The 14052-nt window shown below is 36.0% G+C and carries 14 protein-coding genes; 7 read left to right on the plus strand and 7 right to left on the minus strand.

The features are described 5' to 3' along the window. Window positions 1-9: 9 nt before the first annotated feature. A complete protein-coding gene (locus ACO052_RS13445; protein ID WP_422104293.1) occupies window positions 10-987 on the minus strand; it encodes a hypothetical protein in 978 nt (325 codons plus the stop codon). A 97-nt stretch (window positions 988-1084) separates the two neighbouring features. Then, complete coding sequence (locus tag ACO052_RS13450) at window positions 1085-1462, minus strand: LysM peptidoglycan-binding domain-containing protein (RefSeq protein WP_422104294.1); 378 nt, start codon at window positions 1460-1462, stop codon at window positions 1085-1087. Between the two features lie 387 nt (window positions 1463-1849). Between ACO052_RS13450 and rpsA the strand changes: the two genes are divergently transcribed. Continuing rightward, the gene (gene rpsA / locus ACO052_RS13455) at window positions 1850-3685 is read left to right on the plus strand and encodes a 30S ribosomal protein S1 (RefSeq protein ID WP_422104295.1); all 1836 of its coding nucleotides are present in this window, start codon (window positions 1850-1852) and stop codon (window positions 3683-3685) included. A 64-nt stretch (window positions 3686-3749) separates the two neighbouring features. On the opposite strand, the gene glgP is transcribed toward rpsA, so the two are convergent. Then, window positions 3750-5399 (minus strand): alpha-glucan family phosphorylase, encoded by a 1650-nt coding sequence (gene glgP / locus ACO052_RS13460; RefSeq protein ID WP_422104296.1) that lies wholly within the window; start codon window positions 5397-5399, stop codon window positions 3750-3752. Between the two features lie 175 nt (window positions 5400-5574). On the opposite strand from glgP, the gene pyrR reads away from it, so the two are divergent. The 4 genes from pyrR to ACO052_RS13480 are packed head-to-tail and all read left to right on the plus strand — an operon-like array spanning window position 5575 to window position 8300. Next, on the plus strand, window positions 5575-6114 hold the full coding sequence (gene pyrR, locus ACO052_RS13465; protein WP_422104297.1) for a bifunctional pyr operon transcriptional regulator/uracil phosphoribosyltransferase PyrR: 540 nt from the start codon (window positions 5575-5577) through the stop codon (window positions 6112-6114). Between the two features lie 11 nt (window positions 6115-6125). Next, window positions 6126-7055 carry an aspartate carbamoyltransferase catalytic subunit gene (locus ACO052_RS13470; protein WP_422104298.1) on the plus strand — a complete coding sequence of 310 codons (930 nt, stop codon included), beginning with the start codon at window positions 6126-6128 and terminating at the stop codon, window positions 7053-7055. Window positions 7056-7058: 3 nt separating this feature from the next. Then, window positions 7059-7391, plus strand: coding sequence for a ribonuclease Z (locus ACO052_RS13475; protein ID WP_422104299.1), 333 nt, complete (start codon window positions 7059-7061; stop codon window positions 7389-7391). A 3-nt stretch (window positions 7392-7394) separates the two neighbouring features. Then, window positions 7395-8300: a ribonuclease Z gene (locus ACO052_RS13480; protein WP_422104300.1), complete on the plus strand. Its 906-nt coding sequence runs from the start codon at window positions 7395-7397 to the stop codon at window positions 8298-8300. Here the strand turns inward: ACO052_RS13480 and ACO052_RS13485 are convergent. Beyond that, window positions 8297-8710: a hypothetical protein gene (locus tag ACO052_RS13485; RefSeq protein ID WP_422104301.1), complete on the minus strand. Its 414-nt coding sequence runs from the start codon at window positions 8708-8710 to the stop codon at window positions 8297-8299. The two genes, ACO052_RS13480 and ACO052_RS13485, sit on opposite strands and share 4 nt — an antisense overlap. A 96-nt stretch (window positions 8711-8806) precedes the next feature. On the opposite strand from ACO052_RS13485, the gene pdxH reads away from it, so the two are divergent. Further along, complete coding sequence (gene pdxH / locus ACO052_RS13490; protein ID WP_422104302.1) at window positions 8807-9454, plus strand: pyridoxamine 5'-phosphate oxidase; 648 nt, start codon at window positions 8807-8809, stop codon at window positions 9452-9454. A gap of 199 nt (window positions 9455-9653) precedes the next feature. After that, window positions 9654-10148, plus strand: a complete 495-nt coding sequence (locus tag ACO052_RS13495) for a CAP domain-containing protein (RefSeq protein ID WP_422104303.1) — start codon at window positions 9654-9656, stop codon at window positions 10146-10148. Window positions 10149-10209: 61 nt separating this feature from the next. Here the strand turns inward: ACO052_RS13495 and ACO052_RS13500 are convergent, their stop codons facing one another. From ACO052_RS13500 to ACO052_RS13510, 3 genes are all read right to left on the minus strand, one after another. Then, window positions 10210-11109, minus strand: a complete 900-nt coding sequence (locus ACO052_RS13500) for an ATP-grasp domain-containing protein (RefSeq protein WP_422104304.1) — start codon at window positions 11107-11109, stop codon at window positions 10210-10212. Window positions 11110-11197: 88 nt separating this feature from the next. Then, the gene (locus ACO052_RS13505; RefSeq protein ID WP_422104305.1) at window positions 11198-13099 is read right to left on the minus strand and encodes an OmpA family protein; all 1902 of its coding nucleotides are present in this window, start codon (window positions 13097-13099) and stop codon (window positions 11198-11200) included. A gap of 12 nt (window positions 13100-13111) precedes the next feature. Continuing rightward, window positions 13112-14047 carry a type IX secretion system membrane protein PorP/SprF gene (locus tag ACO052_RS13510; protein WP_422104306.1) on the minus strand — a complete coding sequence of 312 codons (936 nt, stop codon included), beginning with the start codon at window positions 14045-14047 and terminating at the stop codon, window positions 13112-13114. Window positions 14048-14052: the final 5 nt, after the last annotated feature.

Below are 14052 nucleotides of genomic sequence, written 5' to 3' on the forward strand. Positions count from 1 at the left end.
GGGTTTAAGTTAATCCACTGTACCTACAATTATCATATTTCTATTGAAATCTGTAGCATTAATAGTCACCATCTCGATGACATCAGTTTCAAAATTACATTTAAGAATCCCGTAATATATTTCTAATTCGGCAGATGAGAATAGATTGATGTACTCGTTATTTTTATAAATTGATGTTCCCGAAGGATTTGCATATCCCCAAGAATCATTATCTGACCTATCAATAAAAGTTTGATTTACCAAGTTCAATTCAATGGGTTTAAAATCATTGAAGATGTTGTTATTATTGTCAAATTGCATTAAAGCCAGTCTATTATTATCTATAACCGCTAATTTGCCTCCATTAATCAGAGTGTTACTGAACTCTAAATTATTTACCGAATTAGTTGTAAAGTCTACCTCTAAAAACCCTTCATTACCCGTTGTGATAAAGACGCTTTCATTTACAACCTGTATGGATGTTATGCCGTCTTCATTGAAAATTACACCAAGATTAGTCATTTCGTAAGATTCTAAATCAATAGAAACAATGTACTTGTTATTATTGCTTAACATATAATCTCCTGTTAAAACTGCAAGTAAGTTAGATCCGTAAGTTGCCAAGGCTGCAATTACATTTTCATTTCCAATGAGGTCATTAGGTATTTCTAATGGAACAATTTCGGTCGTACCACTTTCCTTATCAAAAACTAAAAGATTATTAGTTGGTCCAGGATTAAAAAAATACTCTGTAGCATATATTTTATCTTCGGATGATACGATGGTGCTTAAGTTCAAGAAAGTTCCATCAATTTGTTTTGATATAGTACCTGTTTGAGCTATTTCTCCGGTATTATTTCCAATTTCATAAACTTTACCCAAGTCATCAACAACTAAAAGATTATAATCATCAATGATAGTATTGTCTGGTTGATCGTCTGAAGTGTTGCAAGAAAAAACACCAATTAAAACTATTAATGTATAGAAGTAGATTTTGATAGATTTCATTCGCTAGAAAGTAAAATTGATTTAAGGCTATAAAAAAGCGACATCCAATTGCTTAAAGTAATAGGACAAGTCGCTTTTATATATGTTTCACTATGAATTAAAGATTCGGAATAATTAATTCTTGGTCTGGATGGATTAGATCCGGATTTTTAAGGATATCACTGTTTGCTGCAAAGATATCTTTGTATTTCATGGCATCACCATAGTAGTGCTTGGCAATTTTACCCAAAGTTTCACCAGAAACCACAGTATGTCTTGCGTAAACTGATTCGTCAGCTACTTTAATATCCGCCATAATATCTGTTGGGTTTTCACCACCAGCAGCCTTTATAGCATCCCAAAGTAAGTTCTTTTCGTATTGTGTAGCAGCAGTACCTTTTACTTTAAGTACGCCATTGTCTTCACTTACATCCCCGTTTTGAATGTTTAATTTTTCACCTAAGTCTAGCACAGCTTGGTATTTAGCTTTAACCATAATAGTTTTTATTTTAAGATTAATAGTATTGTAAAGATACCAAATTTATATACCAATTTGTTTCGTTTTTGGCATCATTTTGATATCTATGTTTATGACACAATCAGTATTGCAAGGTCACATTAATTATGTACATTTCTGTATAATTTCTTCTGACATTTGGAATAAGTTGTCCAATAGCGTGAATCGTAATTCTTATGTGAGCTAGTCATCTTACAGGATAAAAAGCATCAACTATTTGTTAATTAATTGAAAATGATTAATTTTGCGCTCCTTTTTGGCGGACTTTAGAAAGTAGAAAAGGATTGAAAAATTAAATAATTAATGAGCTTCTGTAGCTTGTCCGCATGACTTTCAAGAGCTACAGAATACAAATTTTAATCAGCAATGGCTGAAAATAAAACAGAAAAAGCAGAAGTTGAAACAACTAAAGCTACTACCGTTGAAGCTCCAGTAGTCTCTGAAGCACAAACTAACCCGGAAAAATTCTTAAAAGAGTTCGATTGGCACAATTACGAAGAAGGTATTGAGCAAGTAGCGGACAAAAAATTGGCAGAATTTGAAAAATTGGTATCCGAAAACTTTGTAGACACTTTAGATGACGAAGTTGTAGAAGGTGAAGTGATTCATATCACAGATAGAGATGCTATCATCGACATTAACGCAAAATCTGAAGGTGTTATCTCACTCAATGAGTTTCGTTACAACCCAAATTTAAAAGTTGGTGATAAAGTAGAAGTATTAATTGATGTGCGTGAAGATGCCACGGGTCAATTGGTGTTATCTCACAGAAAAGCTCGTGTAATTAAAGCTTGGGATCGTGTAAATAACGCGCACAACACTGGTGAAATCGTAAACGGTTTTGTGAAATGTAGAACTAAAGGTGGAATGATTGTCGATGTATTTGGTATAGAAGCCTTCTTGCCAGGTTCTCAAATCGATGTGAAACCTATTAGAGATTACGATCAGTACGTTAATAAAACTATGGAATTCAAAGTGGTTAAGATCAACCACGAATTTAAGAACATTGTTGTCTCTCACAAAGCGCTTATCGAAGCCGATATCGAGGAACAAAAGAAAGAAATCATTGGTCAGTTAGAAAAAGGACAAGTACTAGAAGGTGTGGTTAAAAACATTACGTCTTATGGTGTGTTCATTGATTTAGGTGGTGTTGATGGTTTAGTTCATATTACGGATTTATCATGGTCTCGTATCAACCATCCAAATGAGATTGTTGAATTAGATCAGAAATTAAATGTTGTTATCCTAGACTTTGATGAGAATAAATCTAGAATCCAACTAGGTCTTAAGCAATTGTCTAAGCACCCATGGGAAGCTTTAGGTGAAGAGGTAAAAGTTGGTGATAAAGTAAAAGGTAAAGTTGTAGTCATTGCAGATTACGGTGCTTTTGTTGAAGTTGCTGATGGTGTTGAAGGTTTAGTACACGTTTCTGAAATGTCTTGGTCAACGCATTTGCGTTCAGCTCAAGATTTCGTGTCAGTAGGTGATGAAATCGAAGCACAAATCTTAACCTTAGATCGCGAAGATCGCAAAATGTCTCTTGGTATTAAGCAATTAACACCAGATCCATGGACAGATATTACTGCTAAATACCCTGTTGGTTCTAAACACACAGGTATTGTGCGTAACTTCACCAATTTTGGTGTGTTTGTTGAGTTAGAAGAAGGTATTGACGGATTAATCTACATCTCTGATTTATCTTGGACTAAGAAAATTAAACACCCATCTGAGTTCTGTAATGTTGGTGATAAGCTAGATGTCATTGTATTAGAGTTAGATGTGGAAGGACGTAAATTATCATTAGGTCACAAGCAGACCACTGAGAATCCTTGGGACAAATACGAAAAAGAATTTGCTCTTGGTACTTCTCATACAGCTGCCGTGACTGAGGTTGTTGACAAAGGAGCTACTGTAGCATTTAATGACGACATCGTTGCGTTTATTCCTTCACGTCATATGGAAAAAGAAGATGGTTCTAAGCTTAAAAAAGGTGAAGAAGTAGAATTCAAAATCATTGAGTTCAATAAGGAATTTAAGCGTGTGGTAGCCTCTCATACTGCTGTATTTAAAGCGGAAGAAGCGAAGATTGTAAAGCAAGCTGTTAAAAAAGCAGAAGCGCAAGCAGCAGAAGCAAAACCAACTTTGGGTGATGCTAACGATGCCTTACAAGCTCTTAAAGATAAAATGGACGGAAAGAAATAATTTCCTGAATATTTTGAAATAAAAAAAGCCTCTCGGAAATCGAGAGGCTTTTTTATGCGCTTAACTAATTGAATAGTTCCTTGTAATACTGGTCTGCCATACGATGGCTCGAAAACTCTGGTAGAACATCATCAATGCCCTTAAATACAATGTTTTGCCAATGTTCAGGTTTATTGTAATATGTCGGTATGACCTTATTTTCTAGGATATCATAGAGGTTTTCTGCATCCAACCGATCTTGCTCGCTCACCGGTGCTTTGTAATCTTGCTCAGGTAAGATGAAACTGTTTTTACTATTTTTTTCAAACTCAGGAATCCATCCATCATTTATGGAGACATTCACCGAACCATTCATGGCGGCGGTCATTCCACTTGTACCAGAAGCCTCTCTGGTAATGCGAGGCGTATTCAACCATACGTCGGACCCTTCTTTTAACTTTCGCGAAAGCTCCATTTCATAACCTGTTAAAACCGCAAGATTTGGTTCGTGCTTAGTGTAATGAACCAGCTTGTTAAACACGTCTATTCCGTAAAAATCTTTTGGATAAGGTTTGCCAGCCCAAATCACTTGTATTGGGTAATCTTTATTGGACAGAAGTCGTCTAAACCGTAGCTCGTCATATAGCAATAAATCTGCCCGTTTATAACCGGCAAAACGACGGGCCCAAACAAGTGTAAGCACATTAGGGTCGAACAATTTTTCTGTTTGATTCAGTACTTCATCAAATAGTTCTGCCTTGAGTTCTAACTTTCGTTTCTTAAAACTGGTATTATTTTTATTTTGCCAAGCTTTTTTCAGCTTTTGATCTTGCCAGAAATTTTGATTTTGTGCGTTAGTTATAGGGATAATTTTACAGGTCTTGTCATAATCCTTCCACATTTCCTTAGAGACTTTGGCATGTAATTTCGATACGGCATTGGCCTTTTTCGCCATGCGCAAAGCAGCAACCGTGTAGTTAATTTTTCCGCCATTAACGGCTTCATTTTGAAGCTCAGCATCCGAGAGATAACGTCCAAAAAAGCCACAGGTATTCAGAAAGTTAGCATCCCGTTCTTCATTACCTGCCTTTTCTGGTGTATGTGTCGTAAAAACCATCTGATTCTTTTTAACACCTTTATCTCTTAGGTAATAAAATGCAGGCAACGCATGACCCTCATTGAGATGATATCGATCAGCGCCTCCAAGCGCTTCTACAACTTTAGCCCCTCCAATACCTAAAACAATACTTTGGGAAATACGAGTAGTCTCGTTGGCATCATATAAATGGTCAGTTATAGTGCGCGATAAAAAATCATTGCCCTCAACATCTGTACTTAAGAGATATATAGGAACACAACCAAAAATCTCTGGTTTTAAAACATAGGCCTTAACCTTTACATTCGGATTATCGTGTAATTTTATGGTCACTTCAATACCAGTATCTTCTAAAAATGTATAAGTCTTTTCTACAAAATCGGTACGTAAGGTTTTATCCATATTGCGCGCCTGGTCGTAGTATCCATATTTCCAAAGCATCCCAACACCGATAAGATTTTGTTTCATTTCATACGCAGAGCGCATATGTGAGCCCGCTAAAAAACCAAGACCGCCTGAATAGATCTTTAAGGCTTGATGGATTCCAAATTCCATACTAAAGTAGGCGACCTTTTTGTCATACTTTTTGTTGACCTTATAGGGGTGGAACCAACGACTATATGTGCTCTCTGTACTCATTTTTTTAGTTTTTTACTCGCCAAATATAGTCATTTGTTGACCTCAGTTCTAGTGATATCAGTCATATTCTTAGTTTATTTATAAGAATTGTCAATGTTCTAATATTATTTTATATAAATGAGAATATCTAAAATTTTGCCTTACCTTTACACCCGAATAATCTTTGGTCACCTACATGAGTCAAAAAGTATTACTTAACTCTAAGGAAGTCAACATAACACTGCATCGATTGGCTTGCCAACTTATTGAAAACCATGACGATTTTTCTAAAACTGTATTGATTGGTATTCAACCAAGAGGAAAGTTTTTGGCTGATCGTTTAGCACAAATGTTAACTAAAGATTATAGGATTAAAAACATTCAATTAGGGCATCTTGATATCACGTTTTTTAGGGACGACTTTAGACGAGGCGATAAACCACTTGAAGCTAATACTACCGAAATAGACTTTATAGTAGAGGGCAAAAATGTGGTGTTTATAGATGATGTGTTATACACCGGACGAAGTATAAGATCTGCCCTTACGGCCATTCAGTCCTTTGGCAGACCAAATAATATTGAATTATTGACACTGATAGATAGACGGTTTAGTAGACATTTACCCATTCAGCCAAATTACAAAGGACAGCAGGTAGATGCTATTGATAACCAGAAGGTAAAAGTAAATTGGGTTGAACATGGAGGCGAAGATGCCGTTTACCTAATTGATAATTAGAAAATATAACTATGAGTGAACTAAGTGTTAATCACTTATTGGGAATTAAGTATCTAACTAAAGGAGATATAGAACTGATCTTTGAAACGGCCGATCAGTTTAAAGAGGTCATTAATCGACCTATTAAGAAAGTGCCTTCGCTCAGAGATATTACTATTGCCAACTTATTTTTTGAAAATTCTACCCGAACAAAGTTATCTTTCGAATTGGCCGAAAAACGACTTTCCGCAGACGTTATAAATTTTTCGGCATCACAATCTTCTGTAAAGAAAGGTGAAACTTTGATTGACACGGTGAATAATATCTTATCAATGAAAGTAGATATGGTGGTAATGCGCCATCCCAATCCAGGTGCTGGTGTTTTCTTATCAAAGCACGTTAATGCGAGTATTATCAACGCCGGGGATGGAGCACATGAGCATCCTACACAAGCCTTATTGGACTCCTATTCCATTAGAGAAAAATTGGGTGGGGTAAAGGGTAAAAATGTGGTTATTGTCGGCGATATTTTGCATAGTAGAGTAGCACTTTCTAATATTTATGCATTGCAATTACAAGGTGCCAACGTCATGGTCTGTGGTCCAAAAACACTATTGCCGAAATACATAAAAGAACTTGGTGTAAACGTTGAAACCAATCTGAAAAAAGCTTTAGAATGGTGCGATGTCGCTAATATGCTCAGAGTACAGAATGAGCGTATGGATATCAGTTATTTCCCAACAACCAGAGAGTATACCCAACAATTTGGGATCAACAAGGACCTATTGGATAGTATAGGCAAGGATATTGTTATTATGCATCCTGGACCTATAAATCGGGGAGTGGAAATAACAAGTGATGTTGCAGATTCTAAACAAGCCATCATTTTAGATCAGGTGGAAAATGGTGTAGCTGTTAGAATGGCTGTGATTTATTTGCTGGCTTCCAAAATAAAACAATAAGCTATGATTGTAGATAGAGATGGACATATTACCATAATAGCGCAAGAGAACGCATCAGTAAGTGCTTTGATAACTACTATTGAGCAGTCTTACGATAAATACAAAAACTACCATCTTATTGTAAGATTATCGAGTCTCGAAAAAATTCTATTAGAAGATATCATAGAATTTTTACGCTTAAGTAATACCCATCGCAGTGCAAAAAAATCCTTTGTCGTTGTTTCAGATAAAGTGAACTTGGATGAAATGCCAGATGAAATTGTGGTTGTTCCAACGATACAAGAAGCCTATGATATTATTGAAATGGAGGATATAGAACGTGATTTAGGATTTTAATGTATGAAGTTAACCATCCTAGGCTGCCATAGCGCTACTCCTCGTACCAATACCAATCCAACATCACAAGTCTTAGAAATTAAGAATCATATGTTCTTAATTGATTGTGGAGAAGGTACACAAGTCGAGTTACGTCGTAACAAAATTAAGTTTTCCAGAATTAAACACATTTTTATTTCACATCTTCACGGTGATCATTATTTTGGGTTGATAGGCTTGGTTAGTACATTTCAGTTATTGACTCGCGAAACCGAACTTCATATTTATGGACCAAAGGGGATAAAAGAGGTCATTACGCTTCAGCTTAAATTATCAGAATCTTGGACCAGCTATCCTTTGATCTTTCATGAGCTGACATCAAAAGAGTCAGAGAAAATATATGAGGATGATAAAGTGGAAGTGCATACCATTCCATTAAAGCATCGGGTGTACACCAATGGTTTCCTATTCAAGGAAAAGGAAAACGAGCGTAAGTTAAATATCAGTGCCGTTTTAAACGCCAATATCAATGTAGCCTATTATAGAAAGCTAAAACAAGGAGCGGACGTAGAAAACGAAGACGGTATTTTGGTTAAGAATACATCCGTAACCAAAGATCCCCTACCATCGAAAAGCTATGCCTACTGCAGTGATACGGTTTATTATGAAGCCATCATTCCAATAATTAAAGACGCCACTGTACTTTATCACGAGTCTACATTTTTGGATAAAAATGAAGCGTTATGTGAACGTACGAAGCATAGTACAGCTCGACAAGCCGGTAAAATTGCCAGAAAGGCCAATGTAGAGACTTTGCTTCTTGGACATTTCTCAACGCGCTATAATGGTTATGACGTGTTTGAGTCCGAAGCGAAAGAAGAGTTTGATAATGTACTTTTGGCTCAAGATGGGAAAAGTTTCGAGTTTTAGTTAAACTCTTTAAGCCGCTGTACCCAACTAATCGCTTCTTCTAGACTCGTAGCACGTTTCATGGGAATAGAAGCCATTTGTTTCTCAATATTGGCATTAATGTAAGTAGAATCTCTATAACTTACGATAGATGCTGCTATTAAAATACTATCATCTTTATCAAAGTAAGACCATAGCACCGGATCAATGGAATAGGAATTAACACGATTGGCGATATAAGCCAAAGCTTTATGATTACCATAGTACGCTCTAAGGGAGTCTAAAAGTGCATATAGTTTATCCCAGTTAAGATGTTCGCCTTCATTGACTTCCAAAATAAAATAATCTTCAAATAAATAATAGGATCCAAAATCTAAAATAACTTTATCATAAGTTAATAGTTTTGAAAAGGGTGAATCTTCAAAGTACATATTAAATTAAGGGTTAAATTTTTTTGTACGGGTAAGACTTTCCAAAACTACACTTTTTTTGACAGAAACAAAATTATGGATTAATTTCGTAGAACTATGGAGAAAGATCTAAGTGATTACAGAAAATCATATCAGAAAGGAGAGTTGTTATTGGATAATGTACCAGAAAATCCTCTCGAATTATTCCGCGACTGGTTTATGGAAGTGGATACCCACTTTAATGTAGAGGAGACCAATGCTATGACTATTTCTACCTTAGGATTAGATGGCTATCCTAAAAGCAGAGTGGTATTACTAAAAAAATATACTTATGAAGGTTTTATTTTTTATACCAATTATCTTAGCGAAAAAGGAAATGCTATAGCACATAATCCTAATGTTTGTCTATCGTTTTTTTGGCAGTCTGCCGAACGACAGATTATTATAAAAGGCAAGGCCGAAAAAATCGCAGAGAATTTAAGCGATGGTTATTTTGAATCACGACCCCGAGGAAGTCAGTTAGGAGCCATTGTCTCAAACCAGAGTGAGATCATTAAGGATAGAAATGCTCTAGAAGAAAGATTAAAGGCTTTAGAACTGCAGTATGAGGGCAAAGAAATAGAGCGCCCAAAATACTGGGGAGGCTATATTGTAAAACCCATTGAGCTCGAATTTTGGCAAGGCCGGCCCAACCGATTACACGACCGTATTCGCTATAGACTGCAAGCCGACTACAATTGGAAGATTGAGCGACTTTCACCATAAATAGGGTTTTTAAATATCCGATTAAACGCCGTATTTTACCGCTTAAGAGCGTATTTTTTTGGTTTGAACGTGTATTTCATCGATGTTTTACAATAAAAATCGATGAAATACACGTTTTTAATCGAAATTAACATTTCTTTAACGATTATACCTAAGTAGGCTTGTAAATTAGTAATCCCAAATCTAAAATAACCTACTTATGAAAGCTGCTAAACTATTGCCTTTTGTGGCTATTGTTGCCCTCTTAGGCTTTACATCTTGCTCAACAGAAAATATTGAGGACCAAATTGATGCCATCGAAGTACCTGTGGCACCCCAAGCGAAACAAATCGAGATAGAAATCATGGAGCTTATCAATGCCCATAGAATTACAGAAGGCTTATCTGTACTAAATGACCATAATACTGTAAAGGCTGTAGCCTTTACGCATACAGACTATATGATAGAAGTCGATAACATCTCTCACGATAACTTCTTTCAGCGCAAGGAGAGTTTACAGATTAACGCCAATGCTAGCATTGTTTCAGAAAATGTAGCGTATGGTTTTAACTCCGCTGCAGCCGTAGTTAACGCTTGGTTAAACAGTCCAAGTCATAAAGATAATATAGAAGGCGATTTTACCGATTTCGATATCTCCGCCGAACAGAATAGTGAAGGGAAGTGGTATTTTACCAATATCTTCATTAAGCGTTAGACCGCATAAAAAGTTGATTAATAGCAGGTGAGCCATAACGAAAGTTATGGCTTTTTTGTTTCTACTTATTTTTGTTAATAATTTGACGAAGCTTACTATAAAAACTAATTCGATTAACGTTATCTGGAAGTCCAGCAACCTGCCCATCACCTAATTCCATTATAATCCAATCATCGTCTTTCTTTTTCGCAATGTCAATAGTGAAAAAATTACTATTGATGGCATTAATATTGTCTCGAAAGATATTTATATCCAGATTTTCTGATGCATATACTCCTTCATCCCAATAGTTAAAAATTCCAATGATATTTTTATTAAAGACAACCGCTCTAAATTCAGTCGTTAAGGGCATATTACTCTTAGAATGATTGGTAAGAAACTTTAAATCAACAAACGCTCTCAAAACAATACCTTCATTTAAATGTTTTCCTCTTAGTTCTAGAAATTTAGTCGCTATTCTTTCTACACAGTCTTTGTCCGAAGCCTTCGGAATAAAGCAAGCCTCATTCCATTTGTGTTTCTCAGATTTCACATAATCCTTTATTATAATTGGCTTATCACCAAATTTAGATGATAGATTAATAATATTAGCGATGGATATATCTGTCGTCCAAATGGATTTTGGCGTTTTGTCTTTAATCTTTTCATATGATTCTGGTAAATGATGACAATGCCTATAGGCCTCAGGGCTATTAATCAATTGAATATTCTTCCTTAAAAGACCATCATAGAATTGTTTATACATATTTGGTGGCATCATCCAGCCTCTGTATATGGCCATAGCTTTATCTTCTGAACTTTTAATGTATTTTAATGCATTTGATAAACTTCCTTCTTCTAATGCCTCATAACTAAAAATTTCAGTCTCAAACCCATTTTCTTTGGCAGCATCAAATTCTGATTGATAATCTGGTTCTACAAGCTTATTATCCATAACACTATCGCAAAAAATAATCTTCATCTGTTCTAAAATTTACATTCTAAATATAAAACCAAAAAAGCAAACCCATAAAGAGTTTGCTTTTACTTAAGTAATTTTGAGGGTAAAATTAGTCCTTTACAATATAGAAGTAAGAACGTCTATTAAGCTGATGTTCTTCTTCTGTACATTTTACGCGATTAGCACATTTATTGAGCAATTGTGATTCGCCATATCCGATGGCACTTTCAATTCTGTTGGCCTCGATACCTCTAGAGATGATATAGTCTCGTGTAGACTTGGCACGCCTATCAGATAGTCTCATATTATAGCGATCACCACCACGACTGTCTGTATGCGATTCAATTTTAATCACCATAGTAGGATGCTTTCGCATTACATCGACGATATTCTCAAGCTCATACTGAGCGTCAGTTCTAATGTTCCATTTATCAAAATCAAAGAAAATAGGGTTAATAACGATTTGATCATCGACAATTAAAGGTTCTAGATTAAGATCTACAGTATTTACTTTTTCGTTATCTGTTGTGGTGTTAACAGTTTGCTGATCGTCTTTGTAATCAGGTTTGCTACCCACTACGGTATAGGTCTTATCACAATCAACAGTAAACGTGTATTCACCATCTTTTGTAAATGCTTCATCAACGATTTTACCGGTTTCATCTATCAATCGTATAGTAACACCTGTAAGTACAATATTGCTTCGACTATCTCTAGCAGTACCTGCAATGTCTTGTTTACACTGTTGTGAGTTAAAGCTATAAATATCATCACTGCCTTTACCATTGGGTCGGTTCGAAGAGAAATAACCTCTCTGGGTATCGGAGTTTACAAAAAATGCAAAATCATCATAGCCACTATTATAGGGAGCACCTATGTTTTCGGGCTCTGTACGAATCCCTTTTATGATATCGGATTTAAAGATATCTAACAGTCCTAAATTTAGATGACCATCGGAAGAGAAATAAAGCGTGCTGTCCTTAGCTACAAAAGGAAACATCTCACGTCCTTCTGTATTTACTTTTTCACCAAGATTTTCTGGCTCACCATAAGAACCATCCTCATTGATGGCGACAGCGTATAGGTCGGACTGTCCTAATCCACCTTCACGATCTGAGACAAAATACAAGGTCTTGTTATCAGGGCTAAGCGCTGGATGTCCAGTAGAGGAGATGTCATCATTAAAAGGCAACTCAACGATATTGGTCCATTGGTCATTCACGAGTGAGGCTTTGTAAAGCTTTAAGTGCGTCGTCCCTCGTTTATCATATTTTAGTCGATTGCGTTTATTGACATTATCTCGAGTAAAATAAAGGGTTTTACCGTCATTCGTTAAGGCCACAGAAGCTTCATGGTATTCTGTATTAACACCATTCGAAGGCAATTCTAAGGCTGTTCCATAAGTTATAACACCATCATCATCCGTAAGTTCAACCTGGAATAAATCCAGAAAAGGCTCTTTGTTCCAACTGTAGACCTTTCCATCATCATTTCTAGCTGAAGAAAAATAAAGCTTGTTATCGAAAATATACGGGCCAAAATCTGATTTTTCTGAATTAAACGGGAGGTTGTCTACCTTCACAACAACTTCATTTTTGGAAGTCAGTTTATCATATAAATCTACTTCATCAGGATTATAACCTTTTAATCGACTATCACCCTGTTGTGCAGCACTAAGCTCTTTAAACCATTGATCAGCTTCTTCATATTTGCCAATACTCCTAAGCGATTGAATATATTTATAGACATATTCAGCTTCAATGTTTTTGTGCTCCTTTAAAGCTTCTCCATACCAGTACGCCGCTTTTTCAGAATTGGAATTATTATAATAAGCATCACCCAAACGTGTCAGCACGTGAGCACTCTTATCACCTTTTTCCACTGCTTTTTCATAAAGTTCAATAGCCTTTATATAGCCGTAATTCTTAAAGAATTTATCTGCTAATTTTGTTTGTCCATACGATAGAGAACAGCATATTATAAATATGAGAGCTAATAGTCTTGTTTTCATAATCGTTTCTTTTTAGAAGTATCTTGGGGATTTTATACGTCTGCTTTTAAATACCTCAAACATAAGCAATACTTCGTGTGTACCACTTGTATAAGGTCTTAAATCTGAAATCGGATATTCGTAGGCATAACCAATTCTCAACTGTTTTGATACTTGAAAATCAGCGATACCACCAATGGCGGCTGCAGATTGGTTGATTCTATAACCAGCACCGACCCAGAAGGTCTCATTGAACAAGAAGTTAGCGGAAACATCAAATGATAAAGGTGCCCCGTTTGTCGCTTTTAACAAAACAGAAGGTTTTAGTTTAGTGGTTTCACTTAAGTCAAAAACATAACCGCCAGTGATATAATAGCTAACACGCTCTAGGGCCACATAATCTAATTGGCCTTGACGCCCATTATTATAATCAGTATTTAAAATCCTCGGTGCGGACAGACCAATATACCAACGTGGAGAGTGCCAGTAAAATCCAGCCCCAATATTAGGACTCCAACGATTAGAAACATCATTAAAGAACGGGTCATTAACAACAGAAGGGTCTGTAAGCAATTCTTCATCTAAATTATAATGTGTAAATCCTGCCTTAAGTCCAAAAGCTAGCTCAGAATTTGCACCTGTTCGGATCGTGTACGAAAAATCACCATAGATATATGAGAAGTTTTCATAACCTAATTTGTCATTGATAAATGACAAGCCTAAACCTATTTTGTCATTTCTCAAGGGAGAATGAACAGACAAGGTTTGAGTTTCTGGACCACCTTCTAATCCAACCCATTGACTTCTGTGCAAGCCCACGGCGCTGAAAGTTTCCCTACTACCAGCATAAGCCGGATTAATAGAGATGGTGTTAAACATGTATTGCGTAAATTGGGGTAGCTGCTGTGCAAAAGCAGTAGAAACACCTAATATAAAGAATGCAATACTTAAAAATTTAGATAACTTCATCGGTT

Source organism: Winogradskyella sp. (assembly GCF_965228925.1).
Lineage (GTDB): Bacteria > Bacteroidota > Bacteroidia > Flavobacteriales > Flavobacteriaceae > Winogradskyella.

What these genes read in the sequence shown, in the direction of transcription:
- ACO052_RS13445 (WP_422104293.1), bottom strand. Translation starts at nt 987, where the DNA reads ATGAAATCTATCAAAATCTACTTCTATACATTAATAGTTTTAATTGGT.
- ACO052_RS13450 (WP_422104294.1), bottom strand. Translation starts at nt 1,462, where the DNA reads ATGGTTAAAGCTAAATACCAAGCTGTGCTAGACTTAGGTGAAAAATTA.
- rpsA (WP_422104295.1), top strand. Translation starts at nt 1,850, where the DNA reads ATGGCTGAAAATAAAACAGAAAAAGCAGAAGTTGAAACAACTAAAGCT.
- glgP (WP_422104296.1), bottom strand. Translation starts at nt 5,399, where the DNA reads ATGAGTACAGAGAGCACATATAGTCGTTGGTTCCACCCCTATAAGGTC.
- pyrR (WP_422104297.1), top strand. Translation starts at nt 5,575, where the DNA reads ATGAGTCAAAAAGTATTACTTAACTCTAAGGAAGTCAACATAACACTG.
- ACO052_RS13470 (WP_422104298.1), top strand. Translation starts at nt 6,126, where the DNA reads ATGAGTGAACTAAGTGTTAATCACTTATTGGGAATTAAGTATCTAACT.
- ACO052_RS13475 (WP_422104299.1), top strand. Translation starts at nt 7,059, where the DNA reads ATGATTGTAGATAGAGATGGACATATTACCATAATAGCGCAAGAGAAC.
- ACO052_RS13480 (WP_422104300.1), top strand. Translation starts at nt 7,395, where the DNA reads ATGAAGTTAACCATCCTAGGCTGCCATAGCGCTACTCCTCGTACCAAT.
- ACO052_RS13485 (WP_422104301.1), bottom strand. Translation starts at nt 8,710, where the DNA reads ATGTACTTTGAAGATTCACCCTTTTCAAAACTATTAACTTATGATAAA.
- pdxH (WP_422104302.1), top strand. Translation starts at nt 8,807, where the DNA reads ATGGAGAAAGATCTAAGTGATTACAGAAAATCATATCAGAAAGGAGAG.
- ACO052_RS13495 (WP_422104303.1), top strand. Translation starts at nt 9,654, where the DNA reads ATGAAAGCTGCTAAACTATTGCCTTTTGTGGCTATTGTTGCCCTCTTA.
- ACO052_RS13500 (WP_422104304.1), bottom strand. Translation starts at nt 11,109, where the DNA reads ATGAAGATTATTTTTTGCGATAGTGTTATGGATAATAAGCTTGTAGAA.
- ACO052_RS13505 (WP_422104305.1), bottom strand. Translation starts at nt 13,099, where the DNA reads ATGAAAACAAGACTATTAGCTCTCATATTTATAATATGCTGTTCTCTA.
- ACO052_RS13510 (WP_422104306.1), bottom strand. Translation starts at nt 14,047, where the DNA reads ATGAAGTTATCTAAATTTTTAAGTATTGCATTCTTTATATTAGGTGTT.